The organism is Nocardioides stalactiti (assembly GCF_014180715.1).
GTDB classification, from domain to species: domain Bacteria; phylum Actinomycetota; class Actinomycetes; order Propionibacteriales; family Nocardioidaceae; genus Nocardioides; species Nocardioides stalactiti.
This window is the reverse complement of record NZ_JACEFC010000047.1, coordinates 1-24,341: the sequence shown is the minus strand read 5'-3', so window position 1 is coordinate 24,341 and position 24,341 is coordinate 1. Positions and strand designations below refer to the sequence as shown.

The 24,341-nt window shown below is 70.9% G+C and carries 26 protein-coding genes; 16 read left to right on the top strand and 10 right to left on the bottom strand.

The window, feature by feature from the left end; genetic code table 11:
- Positions 1–13 precede the first annotated feature (13 nt).
- Entirely contained in the window at positions 14–1,090 is a 1,077-nt protein-coding gene (locus tag H0487_RS24295; RefSeq protein ID WP_183094345.1) for a putative sugar O-methyltransferase, read from the top strand.
- Positions 1,087–1,938 (top strand): sulfotransferase domain-containing protein, encoded by an 852-nt coding sequence (locus tag H0487_RS23395; protein WP_183094344.1) that lies wholly within the window; start codon positions 1,087–1,089, stop codon positions 1,936–1,938. Before H0487_RS24295 ends, H0487_RS23395 begins: the two co-directional genes overlap by 4 nt.
- A gap of 34 nt (positions 1,939–1,972) precedes the next feature.
- Here H0487_RS23395 and H0487_RS23870 read toward each other — a convergent pair whose 3' ends face one another.
- Both H0487_RS23870 and H0487_RS11330 read right to left on the bottom strand, forming a co-directional pair.
- Positions 1,973–2,602 carry a CatB-related O-acetyltransferase gene (locus H0487_RS23870; RefSeq protein WP_312855910.1) on the bottom strand — a complete coding sequence of 210 codons (630 nt, stop codon included), beginning with the start codon at positions 2,600–2,602 and terminating at the stop codon, positions 1,973–1,975.
- A gap of 5 nt (positions 2,603–2,607) precedes the next feature.
- Positions 2,608–4,002, bottom strand: coding sequence for an MATE family efflux transporter (locus tag H0487_RS11330; RefSeq protein ID WP_183094343.1), 1,395 nt, complete (start codon positions 4,000–4,002; stop codon positions 2,608–2,610).
- A gap of 76 nt (positions 4,003–4,078) precedes the next feature.
- Between H0487_RS11330 and H0487_RS11325 the strand changes: the two genes are divergently transcribed.
- Genes H0487_RS11325 through H0487_RS11290 form a run of 8 tightly spaced genes read left to right on the top strand, consistent with a single transcriptional unit; the run spans position 4,079 to position 11,089 of the window.
- A complete protein-coding gene (locus tag H0487_RS11325; RefSeq protein WP_183094342.1) occupies positions 4,079–5,038 on the top strand; it encodes a hypothetical protein in 960 nt (319 codons plus the stop codon).
- Positions 5,035–5,823, top strand: a complete 789-nt coding sequence (locus H0487_RS11320) for an SGNH/GDSL hydrolase family protein (RefSeq protein ID WP_183094341.1) — start codon at positions 5,035–5,037, stop codon at positions 5,821–5,823. Before H0487_RS11325 ends, H0487_RS11320 begins: the two co-directional genes overlap by 4 nt.
- A gap of 5 nt (positions 5,824–5,828) precedes the next feature.
- A complete protein-coding gene (locus H0487_RS11315; protein ID WP_183094340.1) occupies positions 5,829–6,725 on the top strand; it encodes a class I SAM-dependent methyltransferase in 897 nt (298 codons plus the stop codon).
- A 9-nt stretch (positions 6,726–6,734) separates the two neighbouring features.
- Positions 6,735–7,397 (top strand): acyltransferase, encoded by a 663-nt coding sequence (locus tag H0487_RS24290; protein WP_220793320.1) that lies wholly within the window; start codon positions 6,735–6,737, stop codon positions 7,395–7,397.
- Between the two features lie 57 nt (positions 7,398–7,454).
- Complete coding sequence (locus H0487_RS11305; protein ID WP_183094339.1) at positions 7,455–7,712, top strand: acyl carrier protein; 258 nt, start codon at positions 7,455–7,457, stop codon at positions 7,710–7,712.
- Positions 7,709–8,440, top strand: a complete 732-nt coding sequence (locus H0487_RS11300) for an SDR family NAD(P)-dependent oxidoreductase (protein ID WP_183094338.1) — start codon at positions 7,709–7,711, stop codon at positions 8,438–8,440. Before H0487_RS11305 ends, H0487_RS11300 begins: the two co-directional genes overlap by 4 nt.
- Before the next feature lie 7 nt (positions 8,441–8,447).
- A complete protein-coding gene (locus H0487_RS11295) occupies positions 8,448–9,725 on the top strand; it encodes a phthiocerol/phthiodiolone dimycocerosyl transferase family protein (protein WP_183094337.1) in 1,278 nt (425 codons plus the stop codon).
- On the top strand, positions 9,722–11,089 hold the full coding sequence (locus H0487_RS11290; RefSeq protein ID WP_183094336.1) for a class I adenylate-forming enzyme family protein: 1,368 nt from the start codon (positions 9,722–9,724) through the stop codon (positions 11,087–11,089). The genes H0487_RS11295 and H0487_RS11290 overlap by 4 nt, the downstream gene beginning before the upstream one ends.
- Before the next feature lies 1 nt (position 11,090).
- On the opposite strand, the gene H0487_RS11285 is transcribed toward H0487_RS11290, so the two are convergent.
- Entirely contained in the window at positions 11,091–12,080 is a 990-nt protein-coding gene (locus H0487_RS11285) for a hypothetical protein (RefSeq protein ID WP_183094335.1), read from the bottom strand.
- Positions 12,081–12,222: 142 nt separating this feature from the next.
- Here H0487_RS11285 and H0487_RS11280 point away from each other — a divergent pair, with 142 nt between their 5' ends.
- Positions 12,223–13,551 carry a hypothetical protein gene (locus tag H0487_RS11280; protein ID WP_183094334.1) on the top strand — a complete coding sequence of 443 codons (1,329 nt, stop codon included), beginning with the start codon at positions 12,223–12,225 and terminating at the stop codon, positions 13,549–13,551.
- A 28-nt stretch (positions 13,552–13,579) separates the two neighbouring features.
- On the opposite strand, the gene H0487_RS11275 is transcribed toward H0487_RS11280, so the two are convergent.
- A complete protein-coding gene (locus H0487_RS11275) occupies positions 13,580–13,840 on the bottom strand; it encodes a hypothetical protein (protein ID WP_183094333.1) in 261 nt (86 codons plus the stop codon).
- Between the two features lie 172 nt (positions 13,841–14,012).
- Here H0487_RS11275 and H0487_RS11270 point away from each other — a divergent pair, with 172 nt between their 5' ends.
- A complete protein-coding gene (locus H0487_RS11270) occupies positions 14,013–15,308 on the top strand; it encodes an AAA family ATPase (RefSeq protein ID WP_183094332.1) in 1,296 nt (431 codons plus the stop codon).
- Positions 15,309–15,344: 36 nt separating this feature from the next.
- On the opposite strand, the gene H0487_RS11265 is transcribed toward H0487_RS11270, so the two are convergent.
- Genes H0487_RS11265 through gmd form a run of 3 tightly spaced genes read right to left on the bottom strand, consistent with a single transcriptional unit; the run spans position 15,345 to position 18,319 of the window.
- Complete coding sequence (locus H0487_RS11265) at positions 15,345–16,238, bottom strand: FkbM family methyltransferase (RefSeq protein WP_183094331.1); 894 nt, start codon at positions 16,236–16,238, stop codon at positions 15,345–15,347.
- A gap of 33 nt (positions 16,239–16,271) precedes the next feature.
- Positions 16,272–17,345: a sulfotransferase family protein gene (locus H0487_RS11260; RefSeq protein ID WP_183094330.1), complete on the bottom strand. Its 1,074-nt coding sequence runs from the start codon at positions 17,343–17,345 to the stop codon at positions 16,272–16,274.
- Positions 17,342–18,319, bottom strand: coding sequence for a GDP-mannose 4,6-dehydratase (gene gmd / locus H0487_RS11255; protein WP_183094329.1), 978 nt, complete (start codon positions 18,317–18,319; stop codon positions 17,342–17,344). Before gmd ends, H0487_RS11260 begins: the two co-directional genes overlap by 4 nt.
- A gap of 90 nt (positions 18,320–18,409) precedes the next feature.
- Between gmd and H0487_RS11250 the strand changes: the two genes are divergently transcribed.
- Positions 18,410–19,492 (top strand): glycosyltransferase family 4 protein, encoded by a 1,083-nt coding sequence (locus H0487_RS11250; RefSeq protein WP_183094328.1) that lies wholly within the window; start codon positions 18,410–18,412, stop codon positions 19,490–19,492.
- Here H0487_RS11250 and H0487_RS11245 read toward each other — a convergent pair.
- Complete coding sequence (locus tag H0487_RS11245) at positions 19,475–20,461, bottom strand: GDP-mannose 4,6-dehydratase (RefSeq protein WP_183094327.1); 987 nt, start codon at positions 20,459–20,461, stop codon at positions 19,475–19,477. The genes H0487_RS11250 and H0487_RS11245 overlap by 18 nt on opposite strands.
- Before the next feature lie 128 nt (positions 20,462–20,589).
- Between H0487_RS11245 and H0487_RS11240 the strand changes: the two genes are divergently transcribed.
- Positions 20,590–21,573, top strand: a complete 984-nt coding sequence (locus H0487_RS11240; protein ID WP_183094326.1) for an NAD-dependent epimerase/dehydratase family protein — start codon at positions 20,590–20,592, stop codon at positions 21,571–21,573.
- Here the strand turns inward: H0487_RS11240 and H0487_RS24540 are convergent.
- Both H0487_RS24540 and H0487_RS11230 read right to left on the bottom strand, forming a co-directional pair.
- The gene (locus tag H0487_RS24540; RefSeq protein ID WP_281370669.1) at positions 21,554–22,270 is read right to left on the bottom strand and encodes an O-antigen ligase family protein; all 717 of its coding nucleotides are present in this window, start codon (positions 22,268–22,270) and stop codon (positions 21,554–21,556) included. The two genes, H0487_RS11240 and H0487_RS24540, sit on opposite strands and share 20 nt — an antisense overlap.
- Before the next feature lie 661 nt (positions 22,271–22,931).
- Entirely contained in the window at positions 22,932–23,207 is a 276-nt protein-coding gene (locus H0487_RS11230) for a MoaD/ThiS family protein (protein WP_183094324.1), read from the bottom strand.
- A 119-nt stretch (positions 23,208–23,326) separates the two neighbouring features.
- Between H0487_RS11230 and H0487_RS11225 the strand changes: the two genes are divergently transcribed.
- Positions 23,327–24,052 (top strand): response regulator transcription factor, encoded by a 726-nt coding sequence (locus H0487_RS11225; RefSeq protein ID WP_183094323.1) that lies wholly within the window; start codon positions 23,327–23,329, stop codon positions 24,050–24,052.
- A 42-nt stretch (positions 24,053–24,094) separates the two neighbouring features.
- Positions 24,095–24,341, top strand: a 247-nt coding sequence (locus tag H0487_RS11220) for a GNAT family N-acetyltransferase (RefSeq protein ID WP_220793319.1), incomplete at its 3' end; no start/stop codon positions are given.

The following is a 24,341-nucleotide window of genomic DNA, read 5'->3' as shown; positions in this document are numbered from 1 at the left end:
AAGGTTGCCCACTGTGCCCCCCACTGAGAGCCAGTTCATTGCAAAGCTGAAGCGCGCCAACCCCTCGTTGGTCGCGTCCTGGACCAAGCGACAGGTCAAGACGGCAGCCGCCCGCGCCGGCTACCAGGTCTCCAAGCTGGACGGCGAGGCCCAGCGCTACGCGCGGGTGTCGCACAACGACGCCGTCCCGCTCCCCGCGGGCGCCGAGGCGACTCTCAACACCGACAACCCGGAGCTCGCGAAGCTCCAGCACGCCTACGACAACCTCGACGTCGCGGCGACGGCGCACACCCAGTGGCGCCAGGGCTTCCTCAAGCGCAACCTGTCGCTCGCGTGGTTCCGCGGCGACAACGCCTACGTGTGGCAGTTCCGCCAGCTGCGCAACGCGGCCGAGGCCCGGATGTACCTGACGCTCCTCGACGTCGAGTCGCGCGACCGCCTCGGCCTGCTCAAGCGGCTCGAGGAGGACGGCACGTTCGGTGCGTGGACCTTCACCTACGGCAACCGCCCCGCGGTGAGCCGGGACCTGCTCGACAGCGTCAACGAGATCAGCTACCTCGACGCCCAGATGGGCCTGAGCAGCATCGACGGTCTCCGCGTCCTCGACATCGGCGCCGGCTACGGCCGGATGGCGCACCGCGTGTCGGCCGGGCTGCCGAACCTCGCGAAGTACGACTGCATCGACGGCGTCGCGACCTCGACGTTCCTGTGCCAGTACTACCTCGACTACCGCCAGGTGCCCGACACCGTCCGTGTCGTCCCGCTCCCGGAGTACGAGACCCTCGCCGACGCCTACGACGTCGCGATCAACATCCACTCGTTCTCCGAGTGCTCGATGGAGGCCATCGGCTGGTGGCTCGACCGGATCGCCGAGCGCGACATCGAGTGGCTCTTCATCGTCCCCAACACGCCGCACCAGCTGTTGAGCACCGAGCTCGACGGCACGATGAAGGACTTCTCCCACCTGGTCGAGGCGGCCGGTTACGAGAAGGTCGACGAGCGCCCGGTCTACGAGAACGACGAGCTGCGGGCCCTCATCGACCTCCACGACACCCACTTCCTGTTCCGTCGGAAGGGCTCCGCTTCGTGACCCAGATCGTCGGCGACGACGACCGGTCCCCGCGGACGCTGTGGGCCGAGGAGAAGCTCCGGCGCTTCTCCGCGGCCACCACGCACCAGATCCTCAAGCGGCGCGGCCGCAGCCTCGGCATGTGGGTGGGATGCGGCTTCCCCAAGTCGGGCACCAACTGGCTGTGCGAGCTGATGGGCACCTCGCTGGGCCTCCCTGTGCCGGTGGACTACCAGCTCCCGCTGATGTTCAAGGCGGTCGTGCACTCGCACTACCTGTACGACGAGCGGATGCCGCAGGCGATCTACATCCGCCGGGACGGGCGCGACGTCATGACGTCGTTCTACTTCTACTGGACCCGTGCGCTCCAGCTGAACAAGAACCCGCGCTTCTCCCAGGGCATCGCGAAGATCTTCGACGAGCTCTACGGCTCGTCGTTCGACCCGGCCGACGTCCAGGGCAACCTGCCGAAGTTCGTCGAGTACCAGATGACGGTGTCGCCGACGACGGTCGGCACGCCCTGGCACGTCCACGTTCGCGACTGGTGGGACCGCCCGGGCGTGGGCCACGTGTCGTTCGAGGGCCTGCACGCAGACCCCGTCGCGGAGATGGTGCGGGCGCTCACGGCTGCCGGTGCCGAGCCCGACCAGGAGATGGTCGAGCTCGCGGTCCAGCGCCACGACTTCTCCCGGTCCGCCGGTCGCAAGGCCGGGCAGGAGGATCGCGGCAGCTTCCGGCGCAAGGGCGCCTCGGGCGACTGGCGCAACCACTTCACCCCGGAGGCGGGAGAGGTGTTCGACTCCTTCGCCGGCGACGCGCTGGTCGACTTCGGCTACGAGACCGACCGCGACTGGTTCCGGAGCCTCTGAGGCCAACGTCGGGCGCCGTCGGGCGCCGTCGGGCTCAGTCGAGCTCGGCGATCCGGGCCTTGAGGACCGCCGGCTCGACGGTCTCCAGGTCGATCTCGAAGAGGTCGGCGTTGGCCCGCAGCCGCTCGTCGCTCCAGTTCCACCAGTCGACGTCGCGGATCAGGTCCACGATCTCGTCGGGGTAGCGGTAGCGCAGCACCCGGGCCGGGTTGCCGACCGCGATCGCGAACGGCGGCACGTCCTTGGTGACGACGGCCCCGGCGCCGATGACCGCACCGTTGCCGATCTCGACGCCGCGCAGCACGGTGACGTTGTCGCTGAGCCAGCAGGCCGCCCCGATCCTGATCGGCTGGTCGAGCGGCGTCACGACGGACCTGCCGCCGATGACCCGGCGCTGCGCGACCTCCTGCATGTTGAGGAAGCGGGTCTCGTGGTTGACGCTCCGGATCGAGACCCGGGCCAGGATCGAGTACGGCCCGATCTCGCACGGGTCGATGTAGGACGGCGTCGTGATGCGGACCCGGCGACCCAGCCGCGCCCCACGGGACACGAAGGTGCCCGGCGCGACCTCGACCTCGTCCTTGGCCCACTGCCAGCGCTGTCGGAGGACGACCGGCCAGCGGAGGATCGCCCGGATCAGGGGCAGCAGGAGGCGCTTGAGCACGCGCGTCAGGATACGGGGCCGGTCCCGGCCACGTCGGCGGCCTCGTCTGCGGTCTCGGCAGCGGTCTCGGCAGTGCCCGCGCTGGGCGCCAGGTCGGGGTAGGTCTCCCCGCTCCGCAGGTGCTTGATGAGCACCGCCCACCAACCGATGACAGTGAGCACGAGACCGACCAACGAGCCCCACATCGCGCCCTCGGCGTCGCCGAGCGCGGCACCGATGACGAACCCGATGATGGACAGCGCGGTCCCGACGATGTCGACGATCATGACCGGGCCGATCTGGCGACGGCCCATCAGCGCGGCGCGGACCCCGCTCTGCGCCGCCATCGCCAGGACCCGGAGGCCGAGGATGAGCAGCAGCGGCGTGACCAGGTGCCACACGTCACCGAGGAGCAGCTCACCCGCCCAGTCAGGGATGAGGAAGAGCACGGCGAAGTTGAGGGCCGCGACGACGACCGACACCAGCATCGCCCGACGCTGGTGGACGAGCAGCCCGTGGTTGTCCGGCCGCTCGCGGGCGATGTCCGCACCCGCCGATGTCGCGACGGCGGTCTGCACCGTGGTGCTCGGCCTCTCGAGGAGGAGCGCGGCCCGCACGGCGGCGACGGCCAGCGGGCCGCTGACCACGGCGACCAGGGTGGCGCCGAGCATCGCGACGACCGAGCTGGAGCTGGCCGCGACGAGCGAGCGCCAGGAGAAGTCCCACCGCTCACGGAGCCAGCCGAGCGTGAGCTCGCGGCCCCGCGGGATGCCGTGCTGCCCGAACACCCACAACCCTGCGAGCGCCCCGGTGCCCGCCCAGCCGACGACCAGCCACAGCAGGGTGATCTCGTGGACGAGCGCGATGCCGCTCAGCGCGACGACGGTGAGCACCAGCCAGAGGGAGTCGAGCACGATCGCCTTGCGCGGCTTGGCCTGGGCGAAGGCGACGTAGCGGCCGACGTCCTGGACCGACAGCAGCGGCATGAGCAGGCCGACGAGCAGGAGCGGCGTCGAGAGCGGGCTGTCACCGAGCGCGAGCAGACCGCCTGCCGCGAGGCAGATGGCGCCGGCCCCGACGGCGAGGATCACCGCGCTGCCGAGCACGGCGCGCGGCCGCGTGTCCGCGTCCTCGGGGTGGACCATCACGGTCCACGACACCAGCGCGCGGACGACGCTGCCCTGCACGAACATGTAGGTGAGGAGGACCAGGCTGAACCGGCCGAAGTCCACCGGCTCGAGCGCGTGGGCGGCCCAGATGAGGACCATCAGGTTCGAGATGCTGGAGATGGCCTGGTCGATCGTGACCGCGCCCATCCGCCGCCGGGCGCCGCCCGCGCCCCCCGCCGTCGTACCGACCGGAGCGTCCGCCGTCCCGTCCGTAGCGCTCGGCGCGAGCGCTTCTTGTCCGGGATCCGCCATAGGCCGAATCCTCACACACCAGCGTGGGCTATCGTCCGGTGGTCATCTCCAGTCCCCCTGCGTGGAGGTCAGTTCCGTGCCGTCCGCTCTTGCCTACCGCTCGCTCCGCCGGGTGGCGTCCGCTCCTGTCGCGCGCCAGATCGTGCAGCGGCTCCGCGCCCAGCACGACGAGCTCCTCCTCGCCATCGGGAAGCTCGAGAGCCACGTGCTCGCGTCGAACACCAAGCCGGACAAGCTCGAGGACATCGAGTTCAAGGTCTTCTCGCAGTTCGGCGAGGACGGGATCCTCCAGTACCTGATCCGCACGATCGGCATCCACCCGGACTCGTTCGTCGAGATCGGGACCGGCGACTACCGCGAGTCCAACACCCGCTTCCTCGTCCAGAACAACAACTGGCGCGGCCTCGTCATCGACGGTGGGGAGTCGCACGTCAAGTTCGTCCTCGGCACCGGCATGAGCTGGCGGCACGACGTCGAGCCGGTCAGCGCGTTCGTCACCACCGACAACATCAATGCCCTCATGAAGGACAACGGCTTCGAGGGCCAGGTCGGCGTGCTGTCGATCGACGTCGACGGCAACGACTACTGGCTGTGGAAGGCCGTCGCCGTGGTCGACCCGGCCATCGTGGTGATGGAGTACAACGCGCTGTTCGGGCCGACCGCTGCGATCACGGTGCCCTACGACCCGTCGTTCGTGAACAGCGAGGCGCACTACTCCCAGCTCTACTTCGGCGCGTCACTCGGGGCGTTCGTCCACCAGGCCAACGAGCGCGGCTACCGGTTCATCGGCTGCTCGAGCAACGGCGCCAACGCGTTCTTCGTCCGCGACGACGTCGCCAACGACCTGCCGAGCCTCACCTCCGCCGAGGGCTACCGCGCCAGCCGCTTCCTCACCTCGCGCAACCCCGACGGCACGATGTCGCGGATGCGCAGCGTCGAGGACCGGCTCCGGCTCATCGGCGACCTCCCGGTCGTGGACGTCACGACCGGCGCCACCACGACCGTGGCCGCTGCGTGCCTGGGCGGGGCGCGATGAGCGAGGCGGAGAGCGCCGTCACCCACCGGCTCCCGCTCCACCGCACGCGGCACTTCCTGCGTGTCACCAAGGCGAAGACACAGTTCACGATCTACTCCCTCCAGCTCTTCTGGGCCGCCTGGCGCGGCCAGCTCAAGGAGATCTGGGTCGGCGACTCCCACGCCGCCCTCACCCCCGCGCGTGAGCTCGGCAAGCCGCTGCGCCACATCGAGGACGGACGCTGGGTCTGTCACCTCGGTCCGCGGCTCCAGTTCTCCATCGCCCGGCAGGGCCTGCCGCCGGCCGTGCTGCGGATCTTCCGCCTGGTCGGGCGCACCAAGAACGCCAAGAACGTCCTGTGGATCTACTCCTTCGGCGAGATCGACGTGCGCTGCCACCTGGTGCCGCGGATGAACGAGCCGCGGACCTACGACTTCGTGGCGACCTACCTGGAGAAGATCCGCGAGTCGGCGCGGGCCACCGGCAGCGACCGCGTGCTCGTCTACGTCCCGCCCCCGGAGAGCGACGTCGCCGAGGAGCAGACCGGCTTCCCCGTCGTGGGCACCCTCGAGGAGCGGACCCAGGCGCTGCACCTGATGCAGGCCGCGATGCACAAGGCCGCCGCCGCGTTGAGCGACGACGGTCCCCAGGTCCTGCTCATCGACTGCATCGACGAGTTCTCCGACGAGAACGGCATCTGGCAGTGGCGCTACACCTACGACGGCCTCCACACCAACGACGAGGGTCGGGCCGTGGTCCGACGCGAGATCGACCGGGTCCTGGCCGCCGCGGACGCCGCCCGGTGACGGCCATGACCTGCCCCGCGTGCGGCTCCGGAGCCGTCCACGTCGGTCCCGCGTCGCGTCGCAACGACATCGTCGTCGCCCGCTGCGCCTCGTGCCGCGCCCAGTTCCTCGTCGAGGAGACCACGGCACCGACGGAGGTCGTCAGCACCGACGAGGTCTCGGTCGAGTACGTCGCGGACTGGGTCGACGCCAAGCGCGAGGGCGTCGGACCGGCGGTCTGGCGCGAGAAGCTCGCGTGGCTGGCCGACGAGGTCAAGGACATCGACAAGCCGACCCTGTACGACGTCGGCGCCGGCGGCGGCGAGTTCCTCGCCGTGGCCCGCGACGAGTACGGCTTCACCGTGTCCGGCAACGACATCCTCGAGGGCGCGGTCGCCGTCGCCCGCGAGCTGAGCGGCGTCGACCTCGAGCTCGGCGACCTGTCCGCGCACGACCACGAGGACGACTTCGACGTCGTGACCATGTGGTGCGTGCTCGCGCACGTGCGCGACGGCGAGCGGATGCTCCGCGAGGTGCATCGGATGCTCAACCCCGGCGGGCTGCTGTTCCTCCAGACGCCGCACAACACGATCGCCGACCGTGCGTTCTACCGCGCCAAGGTCGCCAGCGGCGGCCGGGTGTCGCGGATCTCCGACCGGCGCCTCGCCGGCCACCACCGGATCCTCCACACGAAGCAGAGCATCACGACCCTGTTGGAGCGGGCCGGCTACGTCGACATCAAGGTCGACGCCCACACCCGCTACCCGATGTCGTCGAAGGCCTACCTGGTCTCGCTGCGCGCGCCGTCCTGGACGATCCCGCCGACCGCGTGGGTGATGGACAAGGCCGTCGAGAACAACGCCGTTCCGCGGATCACTCTCGACGTGCAGGCACGCAAACCGCGCTCGCCGCGAGAAAGTTAGAGTCGCCCCGTGCGCCAGCGCCTGATGATGCTCGTCTTCCTGCTGCCCTCCAGCGCGTTCAAGATCAAGGTCCTGAACCGCCTCGGGCACCGGATCCACCCCTCCGCCCGCATCGGCATCTGCTGGGTGCAGGCCGTCGAGCGCTTCGAGATCGCCGAAGGCGTGCAGATCGGCAACTTCAACGCCTTTCGCTTCCTCAAGCTGGTGCAGATCGGCACGGGCTCACGGATCGTGATGTTCAACTGGTTCCTCGGCGGATCGGGCTTCGAGCCCGGCGCCGTCGACAACGGCACGATGCGCACGCTCCGGATGGGCGAGCACGCCCACATCATCTCCATGCACTACATCGACTGCGGAGGTGGCGTGATCCTGGAGGACAACGCCTGGATCACCGGCATCCGCAGCACCGTGCTGACGCACGCGTTCGATCCGGTCAACGGCGGCCTCATCCTGGAGCCGGTGACCTTGGAGAAGTCGGCTGCGATCTCCACCAACTGCACCGTCCTGCCGGGCGTCACGATCGGCGAGGGCGCCCTGCTGGCGGCCGGCTCGACCGCGTGGACGCGGCAACAGGTCGCGGCTGCGCACCTGCACGGCGGCGTACCCGCCCGACGCCTCGCCAAGCTCGAGATCGAGGCCTCCCTCTACGACCGGCACCGCTACCGGGGATAACCCCCTGCGCTGTCGAGCGTTTGCGACAATGACCCCCCATGCACGGAAGTTGAGAAGATGACCGACCTGCAGAACTCGATCCTGGACCTCGTCAAGGGCCTCCTGGAGCGCTCCGACAAGGGCGACGTGACCGTTGCCCTCGACTCCCCCATCCACGGCGAGGAGGGCCTCGGCCTCGACTCGCTCGAGACCGCCGAGCTCTCGGCTCTCCTCGAGGACGAGTACGGCAACGACCCGTTCGGCGCCGGCCTGATGCCGGAGACCGTCGCGGAGATCGTCGCGTTCTACGAGGCGGGCGAGTCCGTCCCCGCATGAAGACACCCCGCACCGTCCTCGTCACGGGCGGCAGTCGGGGCCTGGGCGCCGGCATCGTCCAGTCCTTCCTCGACTCCGGCGACCGCGTCGCGTCGTGCTCCCGCTCCTCGACCCCGCAGGTCAAGGAGTGGGAGACCGACTACCCGGACCGCTTCCTGTTCGTCGAGGCCGACATCGCCGACCGCGAGCAGTCGACGGCGTTCGTCAAGCAGGTCATCAAGACCTGGGGCTCGGTCGACGTGCTCGTCAACAACGCCGGCGTCGCCCGTGACGGCATCCTCGCGCTGTTCACCGACGAGGACTCCGACACCGTCATCGACCTCAACCTCAAGGCGACCATCCACCTGAGCCGCCAGGTCGTGCGCAACATGCTCGCCCACGGCGGCGGCCGGATCGTCAACATCTCCTCGATCACCGGTCTGACCGGCTATCGCGGGCTGACGGTCTATGGCGCCACGAAGGCGGCGATCGACGGCTTCACCCGAGCCCTGGCCCGGGAGGTCGGCTCGCGCAAGATCACCGTCAACAGCATCGCGTCGGGATACCTGCGTACCGAGATGAGCCACGGTCTCGACGACGGCCAGCTCAACCAGATCGTCCGCCGCACCCCGGCCGGGCGGCTCGGCGAGCCCGACGACATCGCCCGCACGATCCAGTTCCTCGTCGACGAGCGCAACGACTGGATCACGGGCCAGGTGATCGTCGTCGACGGTGGCCTCACCTGTTGATCGCGTCGTGACGTCCCGCCCCCTCGACCCGACCGAGATCTACTACGAGGTCGTCGACCGGCTCTGGCCGATGAACGCCCTCGGGTTCATCGAGGTGGCGGGCGACCACGACCCGGCGCAGGTGCACCAGGCGTGGGCGCGTCTCACGGCGCAGGTGCCGGTCATCGGCGCCCGCGTGGTCCGCGGCGGCCCCCGCGAGGCGGAGATCGACTTCGCTCCCCACCTGCTCGGCGACGTCACGCCGTACCCCGACCAGTGGACGATGCTCGCCGCCGTCGGTGACGAGCGCATCGACCTCGACGGCCCACTCGTACGGTGCGCCACCGCGCCCGCCTCCGCCGGAGGTACGGCGATCGCGGTCACCGCGCACCACGTGGCGCTCGACGGCCGGCCGATGGCGCAGCTGCTGCTGCTCCTCTCCCGGGTGCTCGTCGACGGTGACGACGTCTCCGGCCACCCCCTGACCGCGCCGACCGAGGGGCTCGGCACCTACGCGCTGCCCGAACGCGACTGGGGCACCCGCCGCACCCAGATGCTCGCGACGGCGCGCGAGGTCCGCGACGAGGACGGCTACGTCGGCAACGGTGGCGTACCGGGCTGGTACGACCGGGCGCTCGAGAAGCCGCGTGACCTGGCCTTCACCATCTTCGACCTCGAGATCGACGAAGCCTCCGCCCTGCTCGCCTGGGCCAAGGCGAACGGCGCGACCGTCCACGGCGCGCTCACCGCGATCGTGCTGAAGGCGATGTCCCGGCTCGCCCCCGAGCTGGAGCGGATCCCGTTGTCGACCACGGTCGACCTGCGGGTGCGCGCGGCGGAGCCGGCGGTCGACGCCGTCGGACAGTCCGCAGCCGTGGTGTCGGCCTCGTTCGACCCCACCCAGGAGACCGGCGCGCTGGCACGCGAGGCCTCGGCCGACATCCGGCGCCGGGTCGACCGCGGCGAGCCGGAGCTCTTCTTCGCCCTGAGCGGCGTCGACAAGCTGCCCGTCGGCGAGACCACGGACAAGGTCGTGCGCCGCTGGATGGAGACGGGCACGCCCGCCGCCAACCTCAGCAACCTCGGCATCGTCACCGCGGACGCACCCGCCAGCGTCCGCCGGATGTGCGTCTCGCTCGCCCCGACGCCCAACCAGGTCCTCTTCGTCACCGCGACGACGTTCCGCGGCCGGGTCACCCTGATCCAGAGCTTCGACCGCAACCGGCTCTCGATCACTCCCGAGCAGTTCACCGAGATCCTGCGCGCCGAGGTGGCCGCGCTCACCGAGGAGGCCCCGCGCCCGTGATCGAGCTCCTGCGTCGTGCGGCCGACCGCGACCCCGCGGCCCTGGCGATGATCGCCGAGGGCGGCGAGTGGACCTACGCGCGGCTGGCCGACGAGGCGGCGGTCCTCGCCGGCGGGCTGCGCGCGGCCGGCATCGAGCGGTTCGCGATCACCTCCAACGACATCCCGGTCGTGGTCGCGCTGATGGCGGCGGCGTCGCTCGTCGGCGCCGAGGCGTGCGTCTACGCCCCCGACGTCACGCCGGAGGAGATGGACCGCCAGGCCGCCGCGTTCGCCCACCCGGTGGTCGTGTCCGACCGCTCCGACCTCGGCTCGCCCGCCGCGCACGTCGTACGGCCGGAGGCGCTGCGGGGCTCCCCCGTCACCGGAGCGGACCTGCCCGAGCGGCGGCCGCTCATGGTCCTCACGACCGGCAGCACCGGGACACCCAAGGGGGTCCGGCACGACTGGTCGCGCCAGCTCTCCCGGATGGACAAGGCGCGCGACGGCTCGGGACAGGTCTGGCTGCTCGCCTACGGCCCTCAGCAGTTCGCCGGCCTCCAGGTGCTCATCCACGTCCTCGGGACCGGCGCGACCCTCGTCGCCCCGTCCGTACGCCGCCCGCAGGCCGTGCTCGAGCTCATCCACGACCACCACGTCACGCACATCAGCGCGACGCCGACGTTCTGGCGCTTCATGCTCGCCGAGTTCCGCGCAGACGACCGTCCTGTGCCGCGGCTGCGCCAGGTGACGCTCGGCGGCGAGGCCGCCCCCGGCGCCCTCCTCGAGGAGCTGCGGGAGACCTGGCCCGAGGCGCGGATCTCCCACATCTACGCCGGCTCGGAGTTCGGCTCGACCGGCTCGGTCCGCGACGGCGACGACGGCCTGCCCACGTCGCTGCTCGAGGGCAGCAACGACGCCGACGTCAGCCTCAAGATCGTCGACGGCGAGCTCTACGTCCGCTCGGGCGCGAGCATGCTGGGCTACCACGGCGAGGAGGACCGGCCGGTCGACGAGTGGTGGCCCACGGGCGACCTGGTCGAGGTGGTCGGCGACCGGATCGAGTTCCGCGGCCGCAAGACCGACGTCATCAACGTCGGCGGCGTGAAGGTCCACCCGCTCCCCGTCGAGGACCGGGTCACCGCGGTCCCCGGCGTCCGGGCGGCCCGGGTCTACGGCCGCGCCAACGCCCTTGTGGGCGCCGTCGTCGCGGTCGACGTGGTGCTCGACGAGGGCGCCGACGAGGCCACCGCCAAAGCCGTCAAGGCCGCCATCCGCGACGCCTGCGCCGACCTCCCCCGCCCCTGGCAGCCCAAGAGCATCGTCGTCGTCGCCGAGCTGGCGATGAAGGAGAACAAGGTCGTCCGCGGCGGCGCCACCGACTGACTCACTCGGCGGCTGCGGGCTCCGCGCCGCTGATCGAGTCCACGGCGCCGGCGACGCGGTCACTGAGGAGCTTGACCGGGCCCGGCATCAGGTCCCAGGCGGCGATCAGCCAGGCGACGCCGAAGGACACGAACGCGCCGAACTCGCCGACGTAGGTGCTGCCCACCTGGCCGTCGACCGTCGGGACCGAGATCGCGACGCCGAACACGGCCCACAGGGCGCTGAGGACGATGATCTTGGCCGCCAGCAGGTAGCCGAGGACCCGGCGACGGGGTGGCCGGGCGGTCGCGGCGTCGCCGTCCGCCTGCGGGTCCGCCGGCAGGCCCTTCCAGAGGTAGGTGAGGAGCCCGACCTTGCGCGCCTTGAGCGCGGCGAGCACCGCACGGACGCCCCTCTCCTCCCCGAGCAGGGCCTTGACGCCGGGGCCGTAACCGAGCTCGCGGAGCGCGAAGACGACGCACAGCAGGGCGAGCAGCACGACGAAGGTGCTCGCCGTGAGCTGGTGGATGTCCCGGACGACGTCCTCGCCCCAGACCTTCTGGAAGCCGTTGCAGGCCGGAGGCCCGGCGAAGCGGTCGCAGGAGTCCCCGCTTGGCTCGAACCCACCCATGCCCAGCTCCCGCCCGTCGCGGGCCGTGGGCAGCAGCGCGACGATGATGACGAGCACTCCCCCGGCCGTCGACAGGACGTAGTCGTAGGTGCGTTTCTTGGCCGACATGTAGGTGAGCAGGAACAGCCCGGTCGCGACCAGGCCGCCGACGAAGACGTCCCGCGCCGAGGAGTGGTAGTAGGCGCTCATGGAGCCGCGCACGGGCCGGTGCGTGTCGAGGAACCACCAGTCCACGACGACCAGCAGGACCGGCAGCACCACCCCGAGCAGCCCGATCGCCAGCCGCATCACCAGGTAGGAGCGGATGAACGCCCGCGCCGCCGGGTTGTCCCCCGCCGCGTCGCGGTCGAACGTCGTGAGCTGGAGACCAAACATGAGCACCCCCCGCAGGAGAGATCCGGCACGCCCGGCTCCGCCGAATCTACTCGCCGAACGCCGTTCGTGGCGTACGGCCGGCCGGCGCGACCACCGAGGAGCAGCCGTTCTGCGGCGGATCGCGGCGAGCGGTGAGAGATTGGGGCGCATGCCTCGGTCGCATGCACTGCTCGGTCTCTCGGTCCTCACACTCACCCTCTCCGGCCTGCTGCTTGTCGGGGGCCCTGAGGTCGCGGCCGTCGGCGGCGCGACCTGTCACGGCGAGCCGGCGACCTTCGTCGGTGCACCGGGGGGCGAACTGCACGCGACCGATGGCCCGGACGTGATCGTGACCAACGGAGCCGAGGACACGTACGCGGGCGACGGCGACGACCTGGTGTGCGTCACGGGTGGCGACGGGACGGACGCTGTCGACGTGCTGGCCGGCGACGGCGACGACGTCGTCGACGCGACCGCGAGCGGTACCCGCGTGCGCGCCAGCCTCGGCGGTGGGGACGACACCTATACCGGCGGCCCACGGTCGGACTGGGTGGAGGCCAGCGACCCCTTCGAGTCGCCACGCGGCCAGGGCGACGACGTCATCGCCACCCACGACGGGGACGACAGCGTGATCACCGGCGGTTCCGCGACGACCCCCGACCACGACGACGTCGACCTCGGCGCCGGCGACGACGAGGCACAGCTCGACGGTGCCGTCGACCCCCTGCTGCCGATCGATGCCGGAACGGGGACAGACGAGCTGGTGCTGAACCGCAGCACGCTGCGAAGCGCGCTCGTGATCGACAACATCGTCGAGAAGGCGAGCGACGCCGGCGGGCCTGCGATCAGCTGGCACGGCGTCGAGAGGTTCAACCTTCAGCCCTGGGGTGCGTGGGTGGCACCCTCGTTCGTCGGGGACGACGGCGCGGAGAAAGTCTGGTCGGTGATCCCGCTGACCTCGATCGACCTCGGTGGCGGCGACGACCTCGTGAACCTCCACGTGCACGGTCGGCGCCTCCTCGACCACGCGGCGTACGCCGGCGGCGCGGGCGAGGACACCTTCATCCTGAACGCAGGCGCCGGCGACCAGGCTCGCCGCGTCGACCTGGACCTGGTCGAAGGCCAGCTGATGTTCCGGCCGGAGGAGACGGCTGTCCGGGCGGACATCGACGGGTTCGAGCGCTTCCGTCTCTCAGCCCGCCGGCTCGACGTCCGAGGCACGGCAGCGACCGACCACGTGCGGTTCTCCGGTTGTCGCGGAGTGGTCGCCGGCGGGCCCGGCGACGACGTCCTGGAGGCGATCTCGATCCCCGACGCGGGATGCGGCTACGCGGGCGAGGACGCCGAGCTCGTGACCCGGGGCGGACCGGGTGACGACACCCTGGTCGGCGAGTACATGCCCGACATCCTCATCGGCGGCCCCGGTGACGACTTCGCCCACGGCCACCGCAACACCGACCGCTGCGTCGCGGAGACCGAGCGCGGCTGCGAACGGTGACCCACCCGCACGGCGGACCTGTTCGCCGTCAGGAGTAGCGGTGGCTCTTGGCCGCGTGGCCGTGCTCGCGGGTGCAGGTGCGGCCGTTCATCGAGCGGTGACCACACAGGCCTTCGTCGGCCGGCTCCGGGGCGGGGGTCGCGGCGGCTTTCGGTGCCGGTGCGCTCGCCGCGGGGCGGGACGGGGCGGTCGGCGCGGGCTGTCGGGCCGGCCGGGCCGGGCCGGGAGCCGCGGCGGCCTTGTTGAAGCGGGCTTCGCGCATCGCCCGCAGGGCGGCCTCTTTGCTCATCGGTCGTTCACGCCGCCCACTCTAGGCCGACCCTCCGACAGCGCGGGTGTCGACCTCGGCCCGGAAAGTCGTTAGCGCGGCGGTCGCCCCGAACCGCACACTGGGCGGCTGTGCCCCCGGGATCCGTCGGGGGCACGTCGTACCGTTCCGACTCCTCCTGAGGTGGTGACCCATGAACTCCCGACTCGACCAGCACACCGGCATCGAGCTGCCCGGCCCTGCCCTGGCGCTGCTCGCGACCGCGATCGACCGCGAGTTCGAGCGCCGGGAGCCGACTCAGCCGACCCCCTACGAGTGGGCCGCGGGCCGGCTCGGGGTCGACCGCTCCGACCTGGTCGTCCTCGACGAGGGCCTCGGGCCCGCGGTCGCGCACTCCGTGGGCCGGTGGCTGTTCGACGCCCAGGCGCGCTGGGGCGCCGATCACGTCGGCGCCTACCCGACGCGGCCGCCCAAGAGCGAGGTCGTGCAGGGCGCGGCCGGTGACTGTCGGGCGTTCAACTCCGTCATGGTCACGCTTCCGGCCGGCGCCGTCTGCGCGGCGCCGGTGGTCCTGCGCCTCTCGACCGAGCACTACGGCATCGTCCTGGAGCTGATGGGACGGGCCGCCGACGCGGACCTGCTGGCCGAGGCGTTCGTCGCGTTCCTCCAGGCCCGGCGTACGGCGGACTCGCCCTACCTGCGGGGCGCCTACCGGCTGACGACCGACAACCGCGGTCTCGTGCTGACCCGCTGGGCCCCGCCGGCCGCCTCGCGCGACCTGCTCAAGCTCGACGGGTCGGTGTGGGACACGGTCGACCGCAGCGTCCACCGCGTGCTCGAGCTCGCCGACGACCTCAAGGCGCGCGGCCTCGGCACGAGCACCGGGCTGCTGCTGGTGGGTCCGCCCGGCACGGGCAAGACCCAGCTCGGCACGGTCGTGGCGCGTGAGCTCCTCGGCTCGGCAACGGTGCTGGTGCCCGGCACCTACGTGACCGAGCACTACCTGACCGAGCTGTTCGACCTCGCGGGCGACCTGTCGCCGTGCCTGGTGCTGATGGACGACCTCGACCTCATCGCCGGGGAGCGCGGCCACACCAACCCGCACCGGCTGCGCGAGTTCCTCAACGTCATGGACGGCGGGCTGGCCGACCGCAGCGGCGTGGTGGTCATCGCGTCCACCAACGACCACCGCAAGATCGACAAGGCGGCGCGACGGTCGTCCCGGTTCGACACGGTGATCCGGATGGAGCCGCCCGGCTTCGAGGGCCGGCTGGCGATCCTCGGGCGCTACCTCGCGTGGTGCGACGTCGCACTCGACCTGCCGGCGGTCGCCCGCGCGACCGACGGTGCGACGGGTGCCGACCTCAAGGAGATGGTCCGGGCCACCGTGCTCGAGACCAACGACGCGGTCACCACGGCCGCCCTGCTCACGCAGGCAGTCGCCGGTCGGTGGCGCGAGCCCCGGCCGACCGCCGGCCAGTACCTCTGATCGGGCCCTCTGATCGGGCCTCGGACCTCGAGCCCCTCAGAGGCGCTTGGTCGCGGGCACCAGCCCGTCGATCGCGGCGATACCCGCGGCGTCGTCGGCGTGCACGACAGCGACGTCCCAGTACGTCTGGGCGCGGATGCCGACCCGCTCCTCGAGCGGGGCGGTGCGGGCGACGATGTCGTCCACCGTGGTCCGGCCGAGGGCGTCGCCGCCGTTGCCCCACACGGCGACGTCGCGGTAGCCGAGCTCCTTGAGCCGCGGCCAGACCGCGACCGGGTCGTTGCCCGCGATCCGCGAGAGGCGATGGTCGTACTCGAAGAAGAGGACCGGCCGAGCGCTGCCCCACGCCTCGGCGATCGCCGGGACCAGGGTGACGTCGTAGCCGTCGGTGTCGGACTTGACCAGCCGCAGGTTGGCGAACGACGGGAAGTCGGCGATGAGCTGGCTCGGCGTGACCGTCGGCAGCGCGTCGTCGGCCTCGCCCTCGGCGAAGCGGGTGGTGCCACCGGTACGGACCGCGGTCGTCGCCTCGGTCTTGCCGTCCGGCGTGAGCAGCGCCTCGACGACCGCGACCCGTGGGTCCTCGTCGACGTTGAGGTGGAGGTACTCCAGGAAGTACGGGTCCGCCTCGACGCAGAGGATCTGCGCGTCGGTGGCGTGCAGGATCTGGAGCGCCGAGTCGCCGACGTTGGCGCCGACGTCGAGCACGGTGACCGGGGAGGTCGGCTCGGCGAGCGCAGCAGCGAGCTGGACGAGGTTCTGGCCGTAGGGCCCGTCCCCCGCGTAGTCCGGCAGGCGGTGCGGCCAGGGCAGCACCATCGTCACGCCCTGCACCTCCCGGACCACCTTGCGGTTCGGGAAGCGGTCGCGCACCCACCACCCGAGGTGGTGGCGCACGTTGGATGGGAGGTCGCGGAGCTTGGGGGGCACGACGGGCAATTTAGTTCCGACCTCCATCGGGGCTCAGACCGACCACCCTGCGAACGTCTGCCCGGTCATCGAGCGGAGCTCGGCGACCTCAGGCGCGAGGGCTGCGCGGAGCCGCGCGAGCGACTCCTCGCTGGGCTCGGGGCGCTCGACGGGCTTGCTGATCCGGCCCCGCACGAAGGAGCGGAGCTGCTGGAGTCGGTCGGTGGGCAGCTTGTGCATCAGCCGGATCAGCGCGGGGCGCCGCAGGGCCTGGTACCAACCCGGCAGCGTGCCCTTGTCGCCGTAGGAGTTGCGCGGCCGGAGCGCCTCGTCGTCGAGCTCGATCGACTCGAGCCCGAGGAAGTCGAAGATCCGCTTCATCGTGGTCTGCGGGTCGTCACGCAGCTCGGTCAGGTCGATCACGAGCACCTGGTCGGGCCGGAACCGGCGGTGGAACTCCCTCAGCTGGCTGGCGTAGCGGCTCGGCGCGACGATCCGGTTGTGGGGTGCCTCGACGTCAGCGAGGGCCGACTCGATGTCCTCGGTGATGACACCCCAGGTGGCTTCCTCGACGTACTCCGCGATCGCGCGGTCGACGGGGTCGCGTACCAGGTAGAGGAGCTTGGCGTCGGGGATCAGGTCGGCCATCCGGTCGACGACCCCCGGGAACACCGGCCACTTCGTGTACTGCGGGGTCGACTCCCCGCGGTACGCCGTGCCGGGCGCGTAATAGGCCTGGTAGCGACCGACCCAGGAGAGGCAGTCGGGATCGGTGAAGAAGCGCATCTCCTTGTCCGCGGACATGGAGATCTCGGGGTGCAATGCGAGGTAGTTGTGCAGGCTGGTGGACCCCGCCTTGGCCGCACCGATGACGACCAGGTTGGGCAGCAGTGCCGGGTCCGGGGCGACGGTGACGGCGTCACCACGCGGTCGGCGCTCCTTGGGCGCCACCGACAGGTCGCACCACGGGCAGATGTCGTGCGGGTGGCCGTCCGCGGCGAGCAGCCAGCCGAGCTTGCGCATCTCGACGGTCGTGCTCGTCGAGATGACCGGCGGCACGCACAGGTCGCACTGCAACGAGACCAGCTCGTCGCGGCCCTCCCGGGGGAAGCGGTCGAGGACCGTCATCGTCCGATGAGGCGCGACATCTGCTCGATGTCGCCGTCCACCATCAGCCGGGCGAGGCCCTGGGCGTCGGTGTCGGCCTTCCAGCCGAGCACCTCGCGCGCCTTGCTCGCGTCACCGATGAGGGCGTCGACCTCGGTCGGCCGCTCGTAGGACTCGTTGTAGCGGACGTGGTCCTGCCAGTTGAGGCCGGCGTGGGCGAACGCGTACTCGCAGAACTCGCGGACCGTGGTGCCGATGCCGGTCGCGAGCACGTAGTCCTGGGGCTCGTCGTGCTGGAGCATCCGCCACATGCCCTCGACGTACTCCTTGGCGAAGCCCCAGTCGCGGACCGCGTCGAGGTTGCCGAGGGTCAGGTGGTCGGTGATGCCGAGCTTGATCGACGCGACACCGAGGGTGATCTTGCGGGTCACGAAGCTCTCGCCGCGACGCGGCGACTCGTGGTTGAAGAGGATCCCGGAGACCGCGAACAGGTCGTAGGCCTCGCGGTAGTTCACCGTCACCCAGTGGGCGTAGAGCTTCGCCGCACCGTACGGCGAGCGCGGGTAGAAGGTCGTGTCCTCCTTCTGCGGAGGAGGGGTCGCGCCGAACATCTCCGAGGTCGAGGCCTGGTAGAAGCGGCAGTCGATCTTGGCCGCGCGGATCGCCTCGAGCAGCCGCAGGGTGCCCGTCGCGTCGGTCGACGCGGTGTACTCCGGCATCTCGAAGGAGACCTTCACGTGGCTCTGCGCACCGAGGTTGTAGACCTCGTGCGGCGTGATCTCGCGGATCAGGTTGACCAGGCTGACGCCGTCGGTCAGGTCGCCGTAGTGCAGGTGCAGGTTGGTGTTGGTGTGCAGGTGGTCGATCCGGCTGCGGTTCAACGTGGACGCACGTCGTACCAGGCCGTGCACCTCGTAGCCCTTGTCGAGCAGCAGCTCGGCGAGGTAGGAGCCGTCCTGTCCGGTGATGCCGGTGATGAGTGCGCGCTTCGTCACGCGGGTCACCGTATACGGCGGCTAAGGTCGTCGCGCTTCGAGTCCGCATGTTCGCGGGATCGACGAACTCCTGAGGGAAGGATCGCCCGCATGCACCTGGTCGTCGACGCGGTCGTCGTCCGAGCCGGCAGCTCGGCCATCGTGATCGAGCACCTGCTGCGCGGGTGGACCGAGGCGGCGCCCGAGGACCGCGTCACCCTCCTGGTCGACGCGGCGGGCCCCGCGTTCGCCGTGCCGGAGGGCTACGAGGTGGTCACGGTGGCACCACCGTTCGGCGGACCGGTGGGCGCGATGTGGTTGCGCTCCTTCGGCGTACGACGGGCGGCGCGCGCGCTGCGCCCCGACGGGGTCCTGGCGGCCGTTCCCGCGACCGGCCTGGTCGGCTACGGCGCCGACACCGGACGACGCGGCCTGATCCTCTACGACCTTCGCCACGAGCTGCGCCCCCACCAGTTCTCCCGCGGGACGCGGGTCTCGCGGCGCGTCTCGTGGAGCTGGACGATGAGCCGCGCGGACGGGATCTACACGATCTCCGAGCGCACCCTCACCGACCTCCGGGAACGGCACCCGCGGCTGGCGCGACCCGGCGTCGCCGCCCAGCTCGGCGCCGACCACGTCGACGCCTGGCCGACGCCGACCACCGACGACGCCGAAGCGCCCTACGCCCTCGCGTTCGGCCACTTCGGCAACAAGAACGCCGACGCGGTCATCGAGGGCTGGGCGCAGTTCTGCCGCACCGACGATCGCTGGCGGCTACGCCTGGTCGGGATGGGCTCGGCCGACCGGGAGGCGGCAACCGCACGGGTCGCCGAGCTCGGCGTCGCGGACCGGGTCGAGCTGATGCCCTGGCTCGACGACCAGCAGTTCCAGGACTGCTTCGTCGGCGCCGGCCTGGTCATCTTCCCCTCCGACTTCGAGGGCTTCGGACTGCCCGCGATCGAGGCGATGCGACTCGGGATCCCCGTCGTCGTGTCCGGCGACCCGGCGCTGGCGGAGGTGACGGGCGGGCACGCCGCGGTCACCGCGTCGACGTCCCCCGAGGACCTGGCCGCAGCCGTCACCGAGGCACTGGCGCTCTCCCCCGAGCAGCTCGAGGCGGGCCGCCGCTTCACCGACCACTTCGCCTGGCGTCGTACGGCGAGCGTGGTCCGCTCCTCACTCCTGGGGCAGTAGGTAGCTCGCGTCGTGCTGCACGCCGCTGCTCAGCCGTCGCTGCTGGACCACGACCATGTGTCGCACCAGGTCGGCGAACGTCGTCGACGCACGCCAGCCGATCGCTGCGGCTGCCGGCGCGGGGTCGGCTACGAGCACGGCCGTGTCCGCCGGGCGGATCAGGGCGGGGTCCACGACGACGTAGGCCGCCGCGTCCGCGATGCCGACGGCGGCGAACGCCGCGGACAGCAGGTCCCCGAGCCGGTGCGCCGTCCCGGTCCCGATCGGCAGGTCGACCGGCTCGTCGAGGGCGACCATCCGCGTGATCGCGTCGACGTAGTCGCCGGCGAAGCCCCAGTCACGGCTGACCTCGAGGTTGCCGAGCGTCAGCTCGGTCCGTGTCCCGGCTGCGATCTCCGCGACCCCGCGGGTGATCTTGCCGGTCACGAACGCCGCCGTCCGCAGCGGGCTCTCGTGGTTGTAGAGCCGGGCGTACGACGCGTGCAGGCCGCGGTCGCGGGCCGCGCGGACGACGTCCTCGGCAGCAGCCTTGGCCGCGGCGTACGGGCTGTGCGCGGCGGACCCGGTGACCTCCGCCGAGCTGGCCTGGAAGAAGCGGGCCTCGTGGCCGGAGCGGTCGCGCAGGTCGAGCAGCGCGGAGACGATGGTGTCGACGGCGGCGTGGTTGACGGCGAAGGTGATCTCCGGCTCGTCCCAGCTCCGCGCGACCGAGCTCACGGCGGCCAGGTTGTAGACCTCGTCGGGGCGGACGTCGTCGACCACGCGGCGCACCGCGGCGCCGTCGCAGATGTCGAGCGCGACGAGCTCCACGTCGCCGAGGTAGGCGCGGCACAGGTCCTCCGGAGACGCCTCCGCCGGTGCCACGCCGACGACGCGGTACCCGCGGTCGCGCAGCAGCCTCGAGAGATAGATGCCGTCCTGTCCGGTGACCCCGGTGATGAGCGCGGTACGTCCCTGGCCGTCGAGCACGGGCGTCAGCCTAGGGTGCGCCGGAAGACGGGCCCACGATGCGTCGTTTTCTCACAAGTGAGAACCTCAGGTGAAAGAGTGGGCCCCGCAATCCTGGGGGCCGAACGAAATGGGAGTGGATCAACTACATGACTGTTCGTCCAGTTGACGTCGTCGTAGCAGGTGGCGGCGGATTCATCGGCGGCCATCTGGTCGCGGACCTGCTCGCGCAGGGCAAGTCGGTCCGCTCGGTCGACGTGAAGCCCAGCAGCGAGTGGTACCAGGTGCACGAGGGCGCTGAGAACATCCAGGCCGACCTCTCGCTGCGCGACGCGGCCTTCGACGCGACCGCCGGGGCGCGCGAGGTCTACATGCTCGCCGCCGACATGGGCGGCATGGGCTTCATCGAGAACAACAAGGCGCTCTGCATGCTGTCGGTGCTGACCAGCACCCACATGCTCCAGGCCGCTCAGGCCCACGACGTGGAGCGCTTCTTCTACTCCTCCTCCGCGTGCGTCTACGCCGCCGACAAGCAGACCGACACCGACGTCACGGCACTCGCCGAGGCGGATGCCTACCCGGCGATGCCCGAGGACGGCTACGGCTGGGAGAAGCTCTTCAGCGAGCGGATGGCCCGCCACTTCCGGGAGGACTACGCCCTGGAGACCCGCGTCGCGCGCTACCACAACGTCTACGGCCCGGAGGGCACGTGGACCGGTGGCCGCGAGAAGGCTCCGGCCGCCGTGTGCCGCAAGATCGCGACCGCCGTCATCACCGGCGACCACGAGCTCGACATCTGGGGCGACGGCGAGCAGACCCGGTCGTTCATGTACATCGACGACTGCGTCAAGGGATCGCAGATGATCCTGGCCGGCGACCACGTCGAGCCGATCAACCTGGGCAGCGCCGAGCTCGTCTCGATCAACCAGCTCTACACGATCGTCGAGGAGATCGCGGGCATCAAGTGCACCCGCAACTACCAGCTCGACGCTCCGCAGGGTGTGCGCGGACGCAACTCCGACAACACCCTCATCCAGGAGGTCTACGGCTGGGAGCCGTCGATCCCGCTGGCAGACGGCATGGCCCGCACGTACGCGTGGATCTACGACCAGGTCAAGCGCGACCTGGGCTGACNCCTGGGCTGACGCTCCCCGCACCATCGGCAGCACCATCGGCACGCGCCGGTCCGACCTCGGGGTCGGCCGGCGCGTTCGTCGTCCTCGGCGCGATCATCGCCAGGGCGGCGACCGACGCCGGCACCCAGACCGTGCGGTCCCACAGACCGGGGAACGTCGGCGCGACGCCGATGAAGACCCAGATCATGTAGGTGAGCCGCCGCATCGGGTGCTGCGTGAACAGGGGCCGGGCGAGCGCGAACAGCACGATGAGGTAGCTGACCAGCCCGAGCACCCCGATCGCCACGGCGGCCTCGAGGAAGACGTTGTGGATCTGCTCGACGTCGCTGAAGCCGGTACCGAAGATCGGAGAGCTCCCCAAACGCTCGAGCCCGTAGTCGAACGCCTCGTTGCGCACCTCGTCGGACGCGGTCGCCGTCCCGGACCCCGCGAGCCGGCCGATCGCCGACTCCTCGCCGCTGATGTCGACGATGAACGGGAGGGCGACGACGCCGAGGGCCGCACAGATCGCGAACGCGAAGCCGATCATCGCCGACCGCTCGACGATCGGGACCAGCAGGATGACGACGACCAGGACCACGATCGCCGCCCGGCTGCCGCTCATCGTGACCGAGAGCAGGCTGACGCCGACGAAGCCGGCGAGGAACAGCCGGCTCAGCGCGTCCTTGTGGTGCCCGACGAGGAACAGGACCATCACGATCGCGGTCACGCCGGCGAGGCCGAACGCGTTGGGGTGGTGGGTCAGGCCGTCGTACCGACCGGCGTAGACGGCACCCTCGGTCACGCCCTTGGCGGTGCTGATGAGGTGGCCGACCAGGTAGGACCACAGCAGCAGGTCGACGATCTTGCGGTCGGGTCCCCACCAGGCCATCACGATCGGCAGCGCACCGATGAAGAAGAGCCACTGCACCGCGTAGAACGCGTTGGTGAACAGGTCTCCGGTCACCATGACCGAGATGAGGCTGAAGACCGCCATCAGCAGCAGGCCGACCAGGTAGACCGTCGGGAGCTTGAGCCGCTTGCCGAGGAAGCTGGGCAGCAGATGGATGATGCCGACGATGATGAACACGTCGGTCGGCGGGATGCCGCCGACCAGCTGCTCCAGCCCGCGATACATCGGGGCACACAGGAACGCCGCCATCATGCAGGCGATGCCGGTCTTCTGGGCGCCGATGGTGATGGCCACGACGACGTAGAGGGCGACGGCGACGGCGACCGCCGCGAAGATCAGGCCCTGCGTGGCGCCGGCAGCGAGTCCGGCGGTGAGCACGACGACAGCGAGCGTGAGCACCACGCCACGATCCGTCTTCACCTGCTGCCTCCCCAACGCCGACGGGCGAGTCTAGTCCGGACGCTCATCCACCGGCGAACGGTGGGAGAAACTCCACCGTCGACCCCGGGGTGACGGTCACCGTCGCCGGGTCCCTGCTGGAGACCGGCTGGTCGCCGACCAGGACCGAGCAGGCCGCGAGCACGTCACCGAGGCGCGAGCCCGGGTGGCGGTCGACCACCTGGGTCCGGAGGTCGGCGAGCGACACGGGTCCACGAACGTCCACGGTCTCCTCGGCGGTGCCGGCCGCAGATCGTGCGGCGGCCCAGTACCTCACCAGGATGACCTGCGTCTCATTCACCGTCGGTTCCCTTCCCTGTGACGCCGAGGTTTCTGTATCGTCCCCTAGAAGAAAACCCGCCGAGGCTCAGCGTTGCGTTTCGGTCTCTACGGCACCACGTGCCAGTGAGGAGACCCGGGATGAGCACTCTCCTGCTGCTGACCAGTGCGCTGCAACCTTCCGCCGAGGTGCTGCCCGGTCTCGCGCTGCTCGGCCACCAGGTCAAGATCCTTCCCGCCGAGGGCAGCGCGCTCCTCGAGGCGCCCGAGTCCGACCTGGTCCTCGTCGACGGTCGCCAGGACCTCGCCGGCTCCCGCGACCTGTGCCGGCTCATCCGCACGACCGGCACCGACGTGCCCGTGATCCTGGTCGCGACCGAGGGCGGACTGGCCGTCGTGTCTCACGACTGGGGCATGGACGACGTCGTCCTCCACACCTGCGGCCCCGCCGAGCTCGAGGCCCGGATCAAGCTGGCCATCGGCCGGCTCGCCGCGGCCCGCGAGGCCGCGGACCCCGACGCCCACGTCATCCGCTCGGGCGAGGTCGTCGTCGACGACGCGACCTACACCGCGAAGGTCGGAGGCCGCGTCCTCGACCTGACGTTCAAGGAGTTCGAGCTCCTCAAGTTCCTCGCCCAGCACCCCGGCCGGGTCTTCTCCCGCCAGCAGCTGCTGCAGGAGGTCTGGGGCTACGACTACTTCGGGGGCACCCGCACGGTCGACGTCCACGTCCGGCGACTGCGCGCCAAGCTCGGACCCGAGAACGAGACGCTCATCGGCACCGTCCGCAACGTCGGCTACCGCTTCGTGCTGCCCAGCAAGGGCGAGGTCGCCGCAGCCGAGGTGGACTCCTCCGTCGACGCCTGATCGGGTCACGGACCACCTGACCGGGTCATCTAGGGTCGCGGGGTGATCCCGACCGACCCGCTCGCCCTCGTCGAGGACGTACGCCGTGCCTCGCGCGCGGCCGACGGGCACGACCCGGTCGACGAGGCGGCGCACCTCCGCCTCAAGCACCACGGGCTGGCGGACACCCGTTCCTGGGTCGAGGAGGGCGGCTTCGCCCTGCGGTACCGCCAGGGCGACCACGACGTCCTCGACCTCGCGGTCGACCCCGACGCCCGAGGGCGTGGCCTCGGCGGCCGGCTGGCCGCGG

Excerpts from the sequence above, each read along its gene's own strand:
- H0487_RS11330 (WP_183094343.1), bottom strand. The coding sequence starts at position 4,002 with ATGGCGGATCCCGGACAAGAAGCGCTCGCGCCGAGCGCTACGGACGGG.
- H0487_RS11320 (WP_183094341.1), top strand. The coding sequence starts at position 5,035 with ATGAGCGAGGCGGAGAGCGCCGTCACCCACCGGCTCCCGCTCCACCGC.
- H0487_RS11315 (WP_183094340.1), top strand. The coding sequence starts at position 5,829 with ATGACCTGCCCCGCGTGCGGCTCCGGAGCCGTCCACGTCGGTCCCGCG.
- H0487_RS11305 (WP_183094339.1), top strand. The coding sequence starts at position 7,455 with ATGACCGACCTGCAGAACTCGATCCTGGACCTCGTCAAGGGCCTCCTG.
- H0487_RS11300 (WP_183094338.1), top strand. The coding sequence starts at position 7,709 with ATGAAGACACCCCGCACCGTCCTCGTCACGGGCGGCAGTCGGGGCCTG.
- H0487_RS11280 (WP_183094334.1), top strand. The coding sequence starts at position 12,223 with ATGCCTCGGTCGCATGCACTGCTCGGTCTCTCGGTCCTCACACTCACC.
- H0487_RS11275 (WP_183094333.1), bottom strand. The coding sequence starts at position 13,840 with ATGAGCAAAGAGGCCGCCCTGCGGGCGATGCGCGAAGCCCGCTTCAAC.
- H0487_RS11270 (WP_183094332.1), top strand. The coding sequence starts at position 14,013 with ATGAACTCCCGACTCGACCAGCACACCGGCATCGAGCTGCCCGGCCCT.
- H0487_RS11260 (WP_183094330.1), bottom strand. The coding sequence starts at position 17,345 with ATGACGGTCCTCGACCGCTTCCCCCGGGAGGGCCGCGACGAGCTGGTC.
- H0487_RS11250 (WP_183094328.1), top strand. The coding sequence starts at position 18,410 with ATGCACCTGGTCGTCGACGCGGTCGTCGTCCGAGCCGGCAGCTCGGCC.
- H0487_RS11240 (WP_183094326.1), top strand. The coding sequence starts at position 20,590 with ATGACTGTTCGTCCAGTTGACGTCGTCGTAGCAGGTGGCGGCGGATTC.
- H0487_RS11225 (WP_183094323.1), top strand. The coding sequence starts at position 23,327 with ATGAGCACTCTCCTGCTGCTGACCAGTGCGCTGCAACCTTCCGCCGAG.